Source organism: Arthrobacter hankyongi, assembly GCF_022012395.1.
GTDB lineage: Bacteria > Actinomycetota > Actinomycetes > Actinomycetales > Micrococcaceae > Crystallibacter > Crystallibacter hankyongi.
Genome location: NZ_JAKLTQ010000030.1, coordinates 1 through 14,693 on the forward strand (window position 1 = coordinate 1; position 14,693 = coordinate 14,693).

At 64.9% G+C, this 14,693-nt stretch carries 15 protein-coding genes and 1 pseudogene; 6 read left to right on the forward strand and 10 right to left on the reverse strand.

Annotated elements, in window-relative coordinates; translation table 11 throughout:
* Positions 1-364 precede the first annotated feature (364 nt).
* From LVY72_RS22735 to LVY72_RS22750, 4 genes and pseudogenes are all read left to right on the forward strand, one after another.
* On the forward strand, positions 365-589 hold the full coding sequence (locus LVY72_RS22735; RefSeq protein WP_237826996.1) for a hypothetical protein: 225 nt from the start codon (positions 365-367) through the stop codon (positions 587-589).
* A gap of 60 nt (positions 590-649) precedes the next feature.
* Positions 650-1,400: pseudogene (locus LVY72_RS22740) on the forward strand (thiolase family protein); the annotation flags it as partial.
* Between the two features lie 257 nt (positions 1,401-1,657).
* Positions 1,658-1,933 (forward strand): type II toxin-antitoxin system Phd/YefM family antitoxin, encoded by a 276-nt coding sequence (locus LVY72_RS22745; RefSeq protein ID WP_237826999.1) that lies wholly within the window; start codon positions 1,658-1,660, stop codon positions 1,931-1,933.
* Positions 1,930-2,223 (forward strand): type II toxin-antitoxin system RelE family toxin, encoded by a 294-nt coding sequence (locus LVY72_RS22750; protein ID WP_237827002.1) that lies wholly within the window; start codon positions 1,930-1,932, stop codon positions 2,221-2,223. Before LVY72_RS22745 ends, LVY72_RS22750 begins: the two co-directional genes overlap by 4 nt.
* A gap of 277 nt (positions 2,224-2,500) precedes the next feature.
* On the opposite strand, the gene LVY72_RS22755 is transcribed toward LVY72_RS22750, so the two are convergent.
* The 10 genes from LVY72_RS22755 to LVY72_RS22800 form a co-directional block, all read right to left on the reverse strand.
* The gene (locus LVY72_RS22755; protein ID WP_237827005.1) at positions 2,501-3,895 is read right to left on the reverse strand and encodes an NAD-dependent succinate-semialdehyde dehydrogenase; all 1,395 of its coding nucleotides are present in this window, start codon (positions 3,893-3,895) and stop codon (positions 2,501-2,503) included.
* A gap of 128 nt (positions 3,896-4,023) precedes the next feature.
* Positions 4,024-5,193 carry an NADH:flavin oxidoreductase/NADH oxidase gene (locus LVY72_RS22760; protein ID WP_308190865.1) on the reverse strand — a complete coding sequence of 390 codons (1,170 nt, stop codon included), beginning with the start codon at positions 5,191-5,193 and terminating at the stop codon, positions 4,024-4,026.
* Complete coding sequence (locus tag LVY72_RS22765; protein WP_237827008.1) at positions 5,190-6,107, reverse strand: NAD(P)-dependent oxidoreductase; 918 nt, start codon at positions 6,105-6,107, stop codon at positions 5,190-5,192. Before LVY72_RS22765 ends, LVY72_RS22760 begins: the two co-directional genes overlap by 4 nt.
* Positions 6,108-6,172: 65 nt before the next feature.
* Positions 6,173-7,042 carry an ABC transporter permease gene (locus tag LVY72_RS22770; RefSeq protein ID WP_237827011.1) on the reverse strand — a complete coding sequence of 290 codons (870 nt, stop codon included), beginning with the start codon at positions 7,040-7,042 and terminating at the stop codon, positions 6,173-6,175.
* On the reverse strand, positions 7,039-7,860 hold the full coding sequence (locus tag LVY72_RS22775) for an ABC transporter ATP-binding protein (RefSeq protein ID WP_237827014.1): 822 nt from the start codon (positions 7,858-7,860) through the stop codon (positions 7,039-7,041). Before LVY72_RS22775 ends, LVY72_RS22770 begins: the two co-directional genes overlap by 4 nt.
* The gene (locus tag LVY72_RS22780) at positions 7,857-8,930 is read right to left on the reverse strand and encodes an ABC transporter substrate-binding protein (protein WP_237827016.1); all 1,074 of its coding nucleotides are present in this window, start codon (positions 8,928-8,930) and stop codon (positions 7,857-7,859) included. The genes LVY72_RS22775 and LVY72_RS22780 overlap by 4 nt, the downstream gene beginning before the upstream one ends.
* Before the next feature lie 57 nt (positions 8,931-8,987).
* Positions 8,988-9,812, reverse strand: coding sequence for an SDR family NAD(P)-dependent oxidoreductase (locus tag LVY72_RS22785; RefSeq protein WP_237827019.1), 825 nt, complete (start codon positions 9,810-9,812; stop codon positions 8,988-8,990).
* A gap of 10 nt (positions 9,813-9,822) precedes the next feature.
* Positions 9,823-10,653, reverse strand: a complete 831-nt coding sequence (locus LVY72_RS22790) for an alpha/beta fold hydrolase (RefSeq protein WP_237827021.1) — start codon at positions 10,651-10,653, stop codon at positions 9,823-9,825.
* Entirely contained in the window at positions 10,646-11,809 is a 1,164-nt protein-coding gene (locus LVY72_RS22795; RefSeq protein WP_237827023.1) for a flavin-containing monooxygenase, read from the reverse strand. Before LVY72_RS22795 ends, LVY72_RS22790 begins: the two co-directional genes overlap by 8 nt.
* Positions 11,691-12,590, reverse strand: a complete 900-nt coding sequence (locus LVY72_RS22800) for an FAD-dependent oxidoreductase (protein ID WP_237827025.1) — start codon at positions 12,588-12,590, stop codon at positions 11,691-11,693. The genes LVY72_RS22795 and LVY72_RS22800 overlap by 119 nt, the downstream gene beginning before the upstream one ends.
* A gap of 81 nt (positions 12,591-12,671) precedes the next feature.
* On the opposite strand from LVY72_RS22800, the gene LVY72_RS22805 reads away from it, so the two are divergent.
* Together LVY72_RS22805 and LVY72_RS22810 are read left to right on the forward strand one after the other, a co-directional pair.
* Positions 12,672-13,427 carry an IclR family transcriptional regulator gene (locus LVY72_RS22805; RefSeq protein ID WP_237827027.1) on the forward strand — a complete coding sequence of 252 codons (756 nt, stop codon included), beginning with the start codon at positions 12,672-12,674 and terminating at the stop codon, positions 13,425-13,427.
* Positions 13,428-13,942: 515 nt separating this feature from the next.
* Positions 13,943-14,503: a nuclear transport factor 2 family protein gene (locus LVY72_RS22810; RefSeq protein WP_237827029.1), complete on the forward strand. Its 561-nt coding sequence runs from the start codon at positions 13,943-13,945 to the stop codon at positions 14,501-14,503.
* The last annotated feature ends 190 nt before the right edge of the window (positions 14,504-14,693 follow it).

Sequence of the window (14,693 nt, forward strand, 5' to 3'; positions counted from 1 at the left end):
AGCAATACCCGCCCTGCCATACTCGACAGACCTGGCGGCGCCCGGACGGCGCTGCCGGAGACGGATGCCTTCGCCACGGACGGCACCGGCCTTTGCCGGCTGCCGGTGCTTCGCGCATCCGTTCGCCGCTGCCGTATCAGCCGGTCCCCCGCCGCGGCACTTCGCACCGCTCCCCCGCCGGAATTCCACCCGGAGGTGGGATCGATCCGGCTGCCGCAGGGCCATGTTACCGGGCCTCTGCGGTTACCCCCCCTTGGGGCATGCCGGGCAGGCCGGACTTCCCCTCCGTCCAAAACCGGCCCCGCAGGCTTCCCTCAAGGCCGGAGCGCAGCCGGCACAACCACCGCCAGAAAGAACAGGTCTCATGTCCATACCATTGACGTCCATACCACCGGCCGGCGGGAAAATTCCGACCTCCGCGGCTGACCAGGCCGATATGCTGCTGGACCTCGTGGTCGAGGAACTCCGGCACCTGGCCCGGCAGGACCGCAGCTGCGGCATCCTGGTCACCAGGACAGCACCGGGACGGTTCTGCGTCGAGCTCAGCGACCAGGTCCCCTACGGCCTCACCTGGGAAACCGGCACCTGAAATCGGCGCTATCGGCACAGCCGGTTCCGCCGGCCCCGGCAGGACCACCAGGGATGGTGGAGGCTCAGCACATCGACCGCCGGCATTCCGCTGACCGCCCACGCCGCCACCGTCAACAAAGATCTGCCTCTCGGGGCTGGCCGCGGTCATCGAGGCCAGCCGGCTGCTGCGCCTGGGCGAGGCCCAGGTCGTGGTCGCCGGCGGCCAGGAGTCCATGGGCAACGTCCCGCACCTGCTGCCTGGCTCCCGCTCCGGCACGCCGTACGGCAATGCAACGCTGGTCGATTCGGCCGCGCACGACGGCCTAACCGATGCCTTCGACCATGAGTCGATGGGCCTGGTGCTGGCCGGGCTGAAGCCGGCCTTCGCCCCGGCCGGAATCGTCACCGCCGGCAACGCCTCCCCGCTGACCGACGGGGCGGCCGCCGTCGTGCTGACCACCCGGGGCCGCGCCGAGGCCCGCGGCCTGGACGTTCTGGCTACGGTCGGGGCCGCCGGACAGATTGCCGGGCCCGACACGTCCCTGCCCGTCCAGCCGGCCCGGGCCATCCGCAAGGCCCTGGACCGGGCCGGTTGGACGGTGCGGGACCTGGATTTCATCGAGATCAACGAGGCTTTCGCCTCGGTGGCCCTGCACTCGGCAGCCGAACCGGGCATCGGGCTGGACCGGACCAACATCCAAGGCGGGGCGGTCGCCCTTGGGCATCCCATCGGCGCCTCCGGCGCACGAGTCGTGGTGTCCGCCGTCCACGAACTGCTCCGCCTCGGCAGCGGCAAGGCCGCCGTGGCCCTGTGCGGCAGCGGAGGCTAGGGCGAAGCACTGCTGCTCTCACGCTTATATGCGATTGGCTGCGGTCACCTCCGAGTGCCCCAGAACCCGGCCGGACTGGCTATCCCCTGCCTCCCCGTCCCTGCCGGCGACGCATGCCCGCTGTCTCAAAGCCGGGGCTTGAGGGACATCAACGCGGGACACCCAATGCGAAGACCGTGTCCGGGACCGGACATATCGTCCGTTATCGGCCAAATATCTGGCTAGAGACTAGCCGAAATTCAGGCTAAAGTTGAGCCATGAGGACAGTACCGCTCAGTGAGGCCAAGGACAAGCTTTCGGCGTTGGTCGAGGAAGCAGACAAGACCCATGAGATTATCCAGATCACCCGGCACGGCCACCCGTCCGCGGTGCTGATGTCCGCTGATGACCTGGAATCGCTGCAGGAAACCATTCACTGGCTCTCACAACCGGGCATCCGGGAAGATCTGGAACAGGCCAGGCGTGATATTGCCACCGGCAACACGGTCAGCGGCGACGACCTTCGTCGTGAATTCGGTCTGCCGTCCCGGTGAATGAAGCACAGTCCGAAGACAAAGGACCCTGGAGAGTTGAAGTCACCAGCCCCGCACTGAAGGGATTCCGGCGCCTGCCGGAGAAGGCTGCCGCCGCAATCGTCGAGTTCGTCACCGGAGTTCTTGCCGCCAATCCCTACCGGCTCAGCAAGCCTTTGACCAACGAACTGCTGGGCCTGCGCACCGCCCGCCGCGGCGACTACCGGGTGCTGTTCACCCTCGATGTTGAAGAACGCACCTTGTATGTTCACCGCATCGAGCACCGCTCCGACGTCTACAAGCCGCGTTGACCCAACCCGTCAGCCCGCGAAGGCGTTCAGTTCCCCAAACAGCGCAGCCTGGCCCCGCAGGCTGACGGAATCACGGTTATCGGCGGCTAAAATGGGGTTGTTGGCTCGCCGTTCGTTGCGTGTGACGGCTGTGGGCAGACCAAACCGTGCTGATGTCTGGTCCGGGCAATAACATCAGCGTCCGTAAGCGAGGCCAGGAAATAACAATGAAGCGGCCCGGGAATCGATGCTGAATTCTAAACCACTTCATCGCTCACAATCCTTCGCTCGGTGTGCATTAGATGCCGGGGATGCGGACCAGTTTCTTGTTGGCGAACTCGCCCAGTCCGAACCGTGCCAGTTCCCGGCCGACGCCGGAGCGCTTGATCCCGCCGAACGGCAGGTCGGGTGCGCTGCGGCTGATGCTGTTGATCCAGACCATGCCGGCCTCGATCTGCTTTGCGAGTTCACGGGCCCGGTCGACGTCAGCGGTGTAGATCGAGCTTGCCAGCCCGAAGGGCGAGTCGTTCGCCAGCTCGATGGCTTCCTGTGTCGATGTCGCCGGGTAGACGACGGCGACGGGTCCGAAGAGTTCCTCCGTATAGGCACGCATGCCGGGCTTGACGCCGGTCAGGACGGTGGCGGGGAAGAAGGCACCCCTGCCGCCGGGCACGTTCCCACCCGTCGTTGCCGCCGCTCCCTGCGAGACCGCATCGTCGACCAGCTCCTGCAGTTCCTCGACGGAGGCGCGGGAGGCCAACGGTCCGAACGTGGTGGCCGGGTCGGTCGGATCACCGGGCTTCTGCCCGGCCATTGCCTGCAGGAAGCGCCGGGTGAATTCGTCGTAGACATCGTCCACGACGATGAAGCGCTTGGAGGCGGTGCAGGCCTGGCCGCCGTTGTACATGCGGCCCCGCACGGCGTCGGTTACCGCCTTGTCCAGGTCGGCGTCGGACAGGACGATGAAGGGATCGGCACCGCCGAGTTCCAGCACGTACTTTTTCAGGTTGCGGCCGGCCACTTCGGCGACCGCAGCGCCGGCCTTCTCCGAGCCGGTCAGCGAGACGCCCTGGGTGCGGCGGTCGGCAATCATGTCAGCGACCTGGCCGCTGGTGGCGAAGGCGTTGAGGTACGCGTCGCGGGGAAGTCCGGCGTCGTGCAGGACTGACTGGATGGCCAGCGCCGCCTGCGGGCAGTTCCGGGCGTGCTTGACGATGACGGTGTTTCCCAGCACGAGGTTGGGCGCGGCAAACCGGGCGACCTGGTAGTAGGGGAAGTTCCACGGCATGATGCCCACGACCGGACCGATCGGCTCGGTGCGCACGATCGCCTCGCCCTCGCCTTTGAAGTCGAGTTTCTCGTCCTCGAGGAATTGCTCCCCGTTTTGGGCGTAGTACTCGTAGATCGCCGCGACGAGGGCCACCTCTGCCCTGGCCTCTGAAATGGGCTTGCCCATTTCCAGTGTCAGGATGGCGGCAAGTTCCTCCGTGCGTTCGCGGTGGAGGTCGGCGGCCCGTTGGAGAACGGAGGCCCTCTCGCGTACGGGCGTCTGCTTCCAGGACGAGTAGGCCGCCGCGGAGTGTGCCAGGACGTCCTGGACCTCGGCGTCGGTCAGGGTGGGGAACTCGGCGATATGTTCCCCGGTCGCGGGATTGATGCTGGCGTAGGTGTTCACGGTAGGCCGTTCTCTCATGATGATTGGTCCGGTTGTCCCAATATCTATTGGGGCCGTAATTGATGAATTGCTTGGAATAGTTCAGCTGTTGTCCGCCATCCGCCGCCGGGGGCACAGGCAATGCGATGGTGCTCGGTACCGGAGCTTCAGTCCTGGGTCAGCGTGTTCGCGCCGCGTTTAGGGCGGCCCTGCCAGTTGGCCTGCCAGTATTGGCGTGCCTGCGGCAGCATCCTGTCCGGTTCACCCAGAGTCACCGCAGCGGCCACGGGCCAGTTGGGCTGGCAGAGGGCAGCACGTCCGATGTTCACACCATCTGCCTGCCCAGTTACCAGGATCTGTTCCGCCTGGGCGGCCTCCGTGACCATACCCACGGCGGTGACAAAGGCGTTGGTGTCCCGTAGCGCTTCCTTGACTGCTGCTGCCAGCGGGACCTGGTAACCGGGCCCGAAGGGCCCCTGATACCGCCCAATACCGGCGCTCGAGATGTCGAACAGGGTGACGCCAAGGCAGTGGGCCTCTTGCGCAAACCGGATCGTATCCGCCAGTTGCCAGCCGGCATCACCGTTCCAGTCCTCCCCGGAGAGGCGGATCCCGAGCGGTTTGCCTTCAGGCCACTCCGTCCGAACAGCGCGGATCACTTCAATTGCGTACCGGACGCGATTCTCGAAAGGTCCCCCGTAGCGGTCGCTCCGGTGGTTGGTCAGCGGAGACAGGAATTCGTGGATCAGGTAGCCGTGCGCCGCATGGATCTGCAGCACGTCAAAGCCTGCTTCGTGTGCGCGGCGGGTTGCGTGGACCCAGGACTGGATGGACGTATCGATCTGCTCAAGCGACATCTCCCGGGGCGGGACCAGTCCCAGCGCATCGGTGTCTGAGGGGCCGAGTGTCTGCCATCCCCCCTGGTCCAAGGGAATCGTTCCGACGAGGCCGGCATCGGCTTCCGACTCATGCCAGGCATACGTCGACGCCTTACCGCCGGCATGGGCGATCTGGATACCGGCCAGAGCGCCCTCTGCCTGGATGAACTGCACGATCGGTTTCCATGCGTCGCGCTGGGCATCGTTCCATAAGCCCGTGTCCCGATCCGAGATGCGCCCCTCGGCGGCCACGGCGGTGGCTTCGGCCATGACCAGGCCGAAGCCACCGGCCGCCCTCGCCCCAAGGTGCACCAACTGCCAGTTGCGGGGAACGCCGTCGCAGGCGTCCACCGAGTATTGGCACATTGGCGGAAGGATGGTGCGGTTGCGCATGACCGGTCCCGGGCCGGCGGCTGTTGGCAGTGCCACCGGGGCCATCATCCGGCTCATCGGTTTCATGAAGTACCGCTCCGCATGCCCAGGGCTTCGGTCCGGGCAGGGCGGGCGAGACCGCCTTCGAGGTGCGGCAGGATGATGCCGATGTCCTCCTGGCCCAGGCCGGCGGACAGGCAATCCAGGAACTGTCTGGTTGCGGCCTGGTTCACCTGCGCGGCGCCGTCGTCGTTGCTCCACAGGGAACCGGCCAATTCAAGGTCCTTGGCCAGGATCGAGACCTTGGCTCCGCTGCTGTAGTCCCCGTTGATGGCACCGGAGAACAGCCAGTCCAGTACGAACGAATTGGTGGAAGACGAGGACAGGATGTCGAACGCCCCCTGCTGGTTCACGCCAAGGCGGGTGCAGGCCGCCAACGCTTCGGCCGTCGCTGCCGCAATGCTGGCGAGCAGGGAGTTGTGGATCAGCTTCATCGTCTGCCCGGCGCCTGCGGAGCCCAGGTGGATCTGCCGCCGGCTCATGCTGCGGAGGATGGGGCCGGCGTGTTCCACCGCGTCCGGGTGGCCGCCGATAAGGGTGGTCAGGCGTCCCTCTTCGGCGGCTGCCTGTCCTCCGCCGATGACGGGGGCATCCACCATTTGGTGGCCCGCTTGCTCCAGTCGGCAGGCATTGGCCTGGCTGGCCTCGGGGCCGACGGTTCCGAGTTCGATGACGGTCAGGGGCAGCTGCACGTGTTCCAGCAGCGTTCCGACCACCGCGTTGCTGGCCTGCACCGTTGGAAGCATGAGGCACACGTGGGATGCCCCGGGGAGGGCCTCCTCAAGTGATTCGCTGGTGGACAGGCCGCGCCCGGCGGCCGCTTTCCTGGCCACCGGTGACAGGTCGACGGCGACCAGGCGGTGGTTGCGGTGGATCATCCCGGCGATGGGGGTCCCCATCACGCCGAGTCCGACGAAGACGACCTTGTCGGTTGTTGTCATTTTCAGCACTTCCCTGGGGTCCGGAGACCGGGCTCCCGCGCCTTCGAGCGGGAGCCCGAAGCTCATTACTCGGTTTCGGCGGCTTCCTGCCAGCGGAGCAGACGGCGCCGGATGGTCCGTAGCAGCCAGGAAAAGAGCATGGTGCCGGTCACCAGGATGATGAGGGTGGCGAAGTAGTCGTTCATTCGGAAGGAGTTGGCATAGAACTGCAACTGGACGCCAAGCCCGGCCCGACCGGCCAGCATCTCCCCGGCCACCGCTGCCAGCATGCCGAAAATGAAGCCGAGTTCCAGTCCGGTGAAGATGCCAGGGACGGCACCCGGCAGGACGAACTTGCGGAACGTTTGGATCTTTGAGGCACCCAGGACCCTGGCGAGCAGCCGGCGTTCGCTCTCGGCGCTCTGCACGCCGGCGAGGGTATTGGAGAACACAACGAAGAACGCCAGGCTGAAGGCCAGGGCGACCTTCGCCTCGACGCCAAGGCCGAACCACAGCAGGAACAGCGGCGCCAGGGCGACGCGGGGCAGGCTGTTGGCCATGGTGAAGTAGGGCTCGATGACCTTTAGCAGGTAGGGCGAGGCGCTTAGCGCCAGTGCCGCGGCGATCCCCAGTGCGGAGGCCAGCAGCCAGCCGAGGATGACGCCGGTGAAGGTGGCCACCGTGTGGACGTAGAGCAGCTCGCCGAACAGGTTCTGGAACAGGCTCTGGACGATCAGGCTCGGCTGCCCGAAGTACACCGGGTTCACCACCCCGGTAGTAGCGCAGATTTCCCAGATACCGATGAGCAGCAGGCCGAAGACCAGCCAGCCGAGGGGAACGGACCAGCGGAAATGCGCGTGCTTCCGCTTGGTCTTCAATTCTCCCGGAGGCGGGGCGCTGGGTGCGGGACGAGGTGTGGACATCGGCTCGGCCGGGGTTGCGGTGGGGGTGCTCATGCTGCTGCCAGCTCCTTCCGGAGGACGCTCCAGATTTCCTGGAAGTAGTGGTGGTATTGGTCGTTCTCCTGCAGCTCCAGCACATTGCGGGGCCGTTCCAGGTTGATCCGGTAGTCGGCAATGATCTTGCCCGGGCGTGCCCCGAAGACGAGGATGCGGTCAGCCATGACGATGGCCTCGGACAGGTCGTGTGTGACGAAGCAGACGGAGCTGCGATGGTGCTCCCACAGCTTCAGGAAGACCCCTTGGAGCCGAAGCCGGGTCTCGGCGTCCAGCGCGGAGAACGGTTCGTCCATCAGGATGGTGGTCGGTTCCACCACCAAGGTCCGGGACAGGGCGGTGCGCTGCCGCATGCCGTGGGAGAGCTGGCTGGGATAGGAGTGCAGGAACTTTCCCAGGCCCACGGTCTCCAGCATCCCGGCGGCACGGTGTTCCGCCTCGGCACGGGGTGTCCCCCTCAGTTCCATGGGGAGCATGACGTTGCCCAAGGCCGTCCGCCACGGCAGCAGGCCGTCCCGGGCCAGGAGGTATCCGACGTCGGGGCGCCCTTCCTTGGCGGTCTTGCCATCCAGCGTGACCGTTCCGCCGGTGGGCTTGACCAGGCCGGCGATCTGGTTCAGGACGGTGGTTTTGCCGCACCCGGAGGGGCCAACGAAACAGACGAATTCGCCGGGTTCGATGACCAGGGAGGTCGTGTCCACCGCAAGGACCGGCTCCTTGCCGGGAGAGGCGAAGTACTGGTAGACGTCTGAGACTTCGATCCGTGCCCCGCGGGGTGGGCCGAGGCGTTCCGGGGCGCTCATGGACGGGCTGCTCATGGGGTTTCCTTCCACACCATGTCGTCCGCGTTCTCGGTGAGGTCGAGCGAGCGGCTCTTCTTGGTGAACTCGATGTATTTCTGCAGGGCATCCATGTCGATATCCGCATCGATCATGTCCGCGTAGGTGTCGATGGAGTCCCTGAAGACCTTCTCGGCGTTGGGGACTTTGTCGGGGATGGTGATCTCCCCGCGCATGCTCCGGTAGAGCTCGTCCCGGTTGGCCTTGGACGCGATCCAGTCCGAGGCTGCACCGAGGGCCGCCACGAATTGCCGTGTCGCCTCGGGGTTCTTATTAATGAAGGACTCCTGGGCGGCCCACATCATTGAAGCCTTGCCGGTCCCCTTGAAGATGGGAGGCACGGGATTGCCGGGTCCCGCCGGCCGGCGGGGGTCGGAGACCATAACGCCGTACCCGCTGGCGACGGCGACGTCCTGGGTCGTGCCGAAGTAGACCACGGCGTCGACGGTCCCGTTTTCCAGGCCGGCCAGCATGGATGCGGGGGCTCCCATGCCGATCCAGGTCACCGCCTTCGGGTCCCCGCCCAGGCCGGAGATGAACTCCCGGCCGTGGAACTCATTGGATCCGCCAATGGTCGTGACTCCGACCACATGGAGGTTCCGCAGGGTTTCCTTCAGGTTGGCACCGACCTTGTCGTGGGCCACCACCAGTGAGTAGTAGGGGCGGGTGAGGTTGTTGGCGATGAACTTCACGTCGATGCCCCGCTTGCGGAACGGCGGGATGTTGTCCGTGCCGCTGTTAATGAAATTCACGTCTCCAGAGACCGTCCCCGAAATGGACGAAGGCGTGTTGTTGAAGCGCGAGGGCTCCGCCAGCAGGCACTGCCGGGCGAAGAAGCCCTGCTTATCTGCGACGATCGCCTGCATGTTGATGATGTTGCCGTCGTAGACCTGGTAGGTGACCTTGTGGACCGTCCTGCAATGGTCGTACTCGGGCCCGGGCGGGTCGACTTCGGCGGCTGTTGCACCGATGCCGCAACCAGTGGCGGCCAGGCCCAGCGTGAAGAGGACTGCCATCAGGCGGGCCCGCCGGAGGTGGAGTGGTTTCATAGGTATCACTTCTGTTCAGAGGGTCTTCTGCTGGAAGCGCGCGAACCGCTGAGGGACTCAGCTGGCCCCGCGCACGATGCCGCCGTCAACACAGATGGTCTGGCCGGTGATGAAGTCGGAACCGGGGCCGGCGAGGAAGTCGACGACGTTGATGACGTCCTCCGGGGTGCCCAGGCGGCGCAGTGCGGCCATGCTGCGCCACGTCTCGAGCCGCTCGGGATCCGCGGCCCCCAGACGCTCGGAGAACTGGCCGGTAGCAATGAACCCGGGAGCGATCGCATTGGCGGTGACGCCGTGAGGACCGAGCTCCTGCGCCAGATACCGGGTGTAGAAGCTGACCGCAGATTTCGCCGTCGCGTAGTCGGAGCCGTGTCCGTCGCCCAGAACGGTCATACCGGTGAAGGAGGAGACCGTGATGATCTTCCCCGACTGCCGCTGCTGCATCATCGGCCCGAAGGCCTTGACGGTATTGAAGACGGAGAACAGGTTGCGTTCGAAGGTGCTCTGCACGCCGTCCAGGTCCAGGTCGGTGGGCAGGTTCCGGCTGAAGTCGCCGCCGCCGCCGGCGTTGCAGATCAGGACGTCGGCCCGCCCCCACCGTTCCTGGACGCTGTTTGCGAACTTCTGGAGGGCGGAAGGGTCGGTAACGTCGACCTGTTGCAAGAGGTACTCAACGCCGTACGATGCCAGCGTGGCCTCCAGGCTGCCGTCCACGAGGTTGTCGGCCTCAGCCTGGTACTCATGAGCGGACTCGAGATTCAGATCGCAGATCGCGATGTTCGCACCGCGGTCTGCCAGCCGGCGGGCGTAGCCCAGGCCAAGGCCGCGTGCGGCACCGGTGACGACGGCGACTTTGCCGTGCAGGGGCTGATCGGACTTCATAGGTAAATCACTATCCTTCGTGGGTTGATGCGTCGACAAATGTTGCAGCGAGGGTTTCCTCAAGGGCGTCGATGGACGGTTGCGGCTGCTCGATGGTGGGCCAGTGGCCTGTTGCGGGGAGCCCGATGACACGGACGTTCCCGCCGGCCATTGCTGAGACGACCTGCTGGGCGACAGCCGGCGTCGAGATGGGATCGTCCAGTCCGTGCACAACCGTGGCGGTAGCCAGGGATAACGGCGGATTGGACGGCTCCCAGGCCTCGGACATCGCCTTGGATGCCTCGGCGTAGCGTTCGGGGATCTGGGACATCAGGAAGTTCCTCACGATCAGGGCTGGCAGCGAGGACCTGAGGCGGGTTTCCTGGCTGATCCCGCCGAGGCCGAACCGGTCTGCGACATGGACCATGCCTTCGGCCAGGGCATCGCCTGCCCGGTCCAGGAAAATGCCCCGCGTCGACTCGTCCGGTGCCAGCACCGGACCGTAGAGCACCAGCCCCCTGACCCGTGGATCTTCGGCGGCCAGATGGCGGGCTACCAGGCTGCCCATGGAATGTCCGACCACCAGCAGCCGCACCGCCTCGGCAGGAATGGCCTTCCGCGCATCGTCGATCCACTGGCCGAAGGAAGGCACGGCCCGTGCGGCACTCCGGCCCAGGCCGGAGAAGTCCACGCTCACCGTAGTGAACCGGTCCTTCACCTGCTGTTGGAGCAGGTAGTGGACCATGCCGTTTCCGCCCAAACCGTGCAGGAAGACCACCACATCGGTTGTTGCCCCGCAGACGGGATCGGTCCGCTCCACCGCGAGCGTGGCGGGTTCGGATCGGAGCGCAGTGCTAGGCATCGGCCATGGCCTTACGGGAGTCGTCGGCATGGTCCCGGATGGAGCCCCGCCGAGTGGTGTTGTAGTGGCTGAGGTCGGCCGTCCGGTTCATGTCCCAGTAGTCCTGTGACGTCCAAGGCATGTTCGCAACCACCCGGCCCTTGGAGTTCCGGTACCAGGTGGATCCGGTGGGCAGGGCCCAGATCATGGTGCTGAGGGCGGCGTCCAGGTCCTCGTTGTACCGGCGGTAGACCTCCTCGCGGACCTCGACCCGGGTGGCATCGGCCTGGATCGCGTCGCGGATGATCCGGGCGATGTGCTGGCTCTGGGCCTCGGCCTGGAAGAAGATACTGCCGCCCACGCCGATATTGGTGTTCGGTCCGTACAGGATGAACATGTTCGGGAATCCCGGGACGGAAATCCCCAGGTAGGCCCGGGGGTCGTCCTCTCCCCACGCGTCCCGCAGCGAGCCGTGGGATCCCTCGATGGACAGTGACCCCACCATGCGGGCGACTTTGAATCCGGTGGCGAAAATGACCAGATCGACGGCGGCATGATTGCCGTGGTCGTCCAGGACCCCGGTCTCGTCCATGGCAGCTGCACGGGAGGCAACCAACTCGACGTTGTCCCGTTGGAACATGCGGCACCAACCGTTGTCCCGCAGCATCCGCTTCATGCCCGGCGGGAAGTCCGGGACAAGGAGGGGCAGAAGATCCTGGCGGTGGCCCAGCTCCTGTCGCATGAACTCGGTGAGCCGCTCCTTGAGGGCCTCATTACCGGCGTTGACCATCCCGCGGGCCACGTACTCCGGATCCAGGGTGGCGTTGGGCCGCATTGCCTCGTTCATCGCCAGCATGGACCGCAGCCGGAACCAGCGCGCATAGGGCTCGATATTCTCCAAGGTCCAGATTTCCCCGGCGGAGAGATGTTCACCGTACTTCGGCGCCTTGGTGACCCACTGGGGGCTGCGGGTCATCACGGTCAGATGCTCGACGCGGTCAATGATGTTGGGACCAATCTGGTTGGCACTGGCGCCGTTGCCGACGAGGGCCACCCGCTTACCGGTGACATCGATAGCCGGGTCCCAGGCCGCCGAGTGGACGACCTGCCCCCGGAACCGGTCCATGCCGGGCAGGTCGGGGATGCTGGGGGCGCTCAGGGCGCCCACTGCGGACACGAAGAACTCGGCCTCTTCGAGCCGCTCCCCCCCCGCGGTCCTCGACGTGCACCATCCAGCGCTGGGTGCCCTCGTCGAACTTCGCGGACTTCACCGTGGTGCCGAAGCGGATGTGCTCTTCCAATCCAAACTCCGCGACGACCTCACGCAGGTACTGCAGGACCTCCGGCTGGGGGCTGTAATACGACGTCCAGTCATTCTTCCGGCGGAACGAATATGAGAAGTAGTGGCTCAGGATGTCCACCGCGCACCCCGGGTACGTGTTGACCAGCCACGTACCACCGGCGCCGTCGTAGCGGTCAAAAATGGTGAAGTTGATGCCCATCCGCTTTAGATGAATGGCGGTGGCGATCCCGGACAGGCCGGCACCGACGATGATGACTCGGTACTGGTCGGTTTGGGCGGGGCGCTCCCCGGCCCAGTCGACGAAGGCGTCCTCCAGAAGCCCCATCTCCTTGCGGAACAGATCCAGTTCGCGCTCTTCGACGTGGCGCTGTGCCGCCTCCTCGCTGAGGCGGCGAAAGCGGTCCGGGGCCGAGGTGATCGATTCACCCCGGAGACCGCCCCCAACGAAGCGCTCGGCAACCAACCGTGCAATCCGCTGCCGGGCCTCCTCCGAGAAGTCCTCGGAGAGCGTCAAGGGGTTGCTGATGTATGGGCGGTACTCCTCCAGCAGCACGTCGTCGCCGGTGTCCTCAACGAGGGCCAGGAGCAGAGCCGCGGTGTCGGCCTGCAGCAGGTTCTGTTCGATTGAGCCGCGGTCCAATGGGTTGGTATTCATGAGTCTCCTTGATGGTTCCGTTGCAGTGAGGCTAGTCACAGATTCCTTTTTATAGAATCCCTTGTGTGATTAAATTCCTCTATGTCGAATTCAGAAGGCCGGCGCACCTCGTCCGAGAGCGTCCTGCAGGTTCTCTGGCTCCTCCACCGGCAGCCGGACGTGGGGGTGTCGGATGTCGCTGCAGCCCTAGGGGTCGGCCAATCCACGGCACACCGCCTCCTGAGCGCTCTGGTCAACGAGCAGATGGCGGTCCAAACGAGACAGCGCCGGTACCAGATCAGCCCGGGGTATTTGCGGCAATTCGGGGGCCGGGTATCGGTGGAGCACCAAGCCGACACAATTCACAGTGCTCTGGAGTTACTGGCCGAACTGACCGGTGAAACGACCCACTTGATGGTGCTCAAGTACAACAACATCCAGTGCCTGGACAGTGTCGAATCGAAGCAGGACCTGAGGGTCAGCAGCCGCAAGGGCAATATCTGGCCCGCCCATCGAACGGCCAGCGGGCGGCTATTGCTTCGCGCATTGTCGGCGGAGGCCTTCGAAAGGGCCTATCCGGACGGTCCGCCCGAGGACTCCGGGTTCGGACGGGATCAGCTTGCTGAGTTCCGCCAGAGCATCCTCCAGTGGCGGGAGGACTACGCCTTTACTCTGGGAGGCGGCGAGACCGGGATTACGGGCATCGCCATGGCCATCAAGGATGACCGGGGCCGGCCGATGGCTGCCATGGCCGTCAATGGGCCAAGCGTCAGGATCGGCCGCCCCCAGGTCACGGGCATCGCCACCACTATGCGCGGCGTCATCGATGACCTCGAGGCACGGCTCCGTGCCTCCTGACTCCGGCAGAGCGAAACACAGCACGGTTGACCACAGCGCGATTATTCCCACTAAGGCGCCCAAACCTGGCCCATGAAGTCGAGCAAACAGGACGTCTTGACCCTAATCCGCGCATAAAGAGCGAATTACCGTGCGACCTGTCCCACTTGCCGGTCCTTGACCGCAGCATTCCCCGGCCACATCCGGACAGTTAATTAGGTGCGGATTTCCGGGCTCTTGAGATTCGCATATGACCGGCCCGCAAAAATGCCCTCCCGGGTTCCCTAATCGCAACAGTCGCAGCGGCCAGGACGGGGATTAGGTAGAGCGGGCAACCCTGAGCAGAGGCGTGCTCGTTGGAAGCATCCCATTTCGAGTGGCCTGCGTGCGCAATGATGTCAATGGCCTGATTTCTAAGGGTGTCGGCCCACTTTGCTCTATTGCCCAGATCGCTAATGTTCCTAGAGTTGGGGCTCAACGGGCCAGCACTGAAGCTAGCGCGCCACGCCACCAATTCCTATGACAGGAGACCAGAGATGTCGCTGACCGAAGCTCAGCTCTTAAAACTGTGGGACGAGAAGTCTCTCCACGACAACCTCATGATGTACTGCAGGGCCGCAGACCGGATGGACATCCAAGGCATCAAGGACACGTACTGGCCGGACGCGACCGACGACCACGGCGGCTATATCGGCACCGGACACGGGTGGGCCGAGGCCGTCGATGGTTGGAGGGACCGTCAGTACTCGAGCAGCCACTACGTCAGCAACGTGCTGTGTGAGATCGATGGTAATCGAGCCCAACGCGAGAGCGCCTTCATCTGCGTGTCCAAGATGGTTGATCCCGGTGTGACGATGTTCCATGGCGGCCGTTACCGCGATCTGTGCGAGAAGCGCGACGGAGTGTGGAAGGTCTTGGTGCGCACCTGCGTCTGGGACTGGTCCGACGTCCGGGAAATGGCCACGGACTGGCGCGTTTCCGACGTCCCCGAAATGTCCAATTGGGGCCTGCGCTTCCCGGATGACCCGATCTATAAGGACTGGTCCTCCAGCGCGCCCACACCCCGACCTGCTCACCAGGATCCGGTCGTCATGTGACGCATGGGCCCGGCCGGTGAGGCGTTCCTAGCCCGGCCGGGCCCTTGCCGCTATCGCGTCAACCGAGCTTGACCAAGTCTGCGCGGAGCCAGCCTCGAATCCAACAAATAGTTGCAGGCACCACTTGAATTCACCCTCCCGATTCAAGCAGAAGGCTTCAAGATATCGAATTGTCGGATGCTGCTGGCTT

What these genes read in the sequence shown, in the direction of transcription:
- LVY72_RS22790 (WP_237827021.1), bottom strand. Translation starts at nt 10,653, where the DNA reads ATGCCTAGCACTGCGCTCCGATCCGAACCCGCCACGCTCGCGGTGGAG.
- LVY72_RS22770 (WP_237827011.1), bottom strand. Translation starts at nt 7,042, where the DNA reads ATGAGCACCCCCACCGCAACCCCGGCCGAGCCGATGTCCACACCTCGT.
- LVY72_RS22805 (WP_237827027.1), top strand. Translation starts at nt 12,672, where the DNA reads ATGTCGAATTCAGAAGGCCGGCGCACCTCGTCCGAGAGCGTCCTGCAG.
- LVY72_RS22760 (WP_308190865.1), bottom strand. Translation starts at nt 5,193, where the DNA reads ATGAAACCGATGAGCCGGATGATGGCCCCGGTGGCACTGCCAACAGCC.
- LVY72_RS22810 (WP_237827029.1), top strand. Translation starts at nt 13,943, where the DNA reads ATGTCGCTGACCGAAGCTCAGCTCTTAAAACTGTGGGACGAGAAGTCT.
- LVY72_RS22780 (WP_237827016.1), bottom strand. Translation starts at nt 8,930, where the DNA reads ATGAAACCACTCCACCTCCGGCGGGCCCGCCTGATGGCAGTCCTCTTC.
- LVY72_RS22755 (WP_237827005.1), bottom strand. Translation starts at nt 3,895, where the DNA reads ATGAGAGAACGGCCTACCGTGAACACCTACGCCAGCATCAATCCCGCG.
- LVY72_RS22800 (WP_237827025.1), bottom strand. Translation starts at nt 12,590, where the DNA reads ATGAATACCAACCCATTGGACCGCGGCTCAATCGAACAGAACCTGCTG.
- LVY72_RS22785 (WP_237827019.1), bottom strand. Translation starts at nt 9,812, where the DNA reads ATGAAGTCCGATCAGCCCCTGCACGGCAAAGTCGCCGTCGTCACCGGT.
- LVY72_RS22745 (WP_237826999.1), top strand. Translation starts at nt 1,658, where the DNA reads ATGAGGACAGTACCGCTCAGTGAGGCCAAGGACAAGCTTTCGGCGTTG.
- LVY72_RS22735 (WP_237826996.1), top strand. Translation starts at nt 365, where the DNA reads ATGTCCATACCATTGACGTCCATACCACCGGCCGGCGGGAAAATTCCG.
- LVY72_RS22775 (WP_237827014.1), bottom strand. Translation starts at nt 7,860, where the DNA reads ATGAGCAGCCCGTCCATGAGCGCCCCGGAACGCCTCGGCCCACCCCGC.
- LVY72_RS22765 (WP_237827008.1), bottom strand. Translation starts at nt 6,107, where the DNA reads ATGACAACAACCGACAAGGTCGTCTTCGTCGGACTCGGCGTGATGGGG.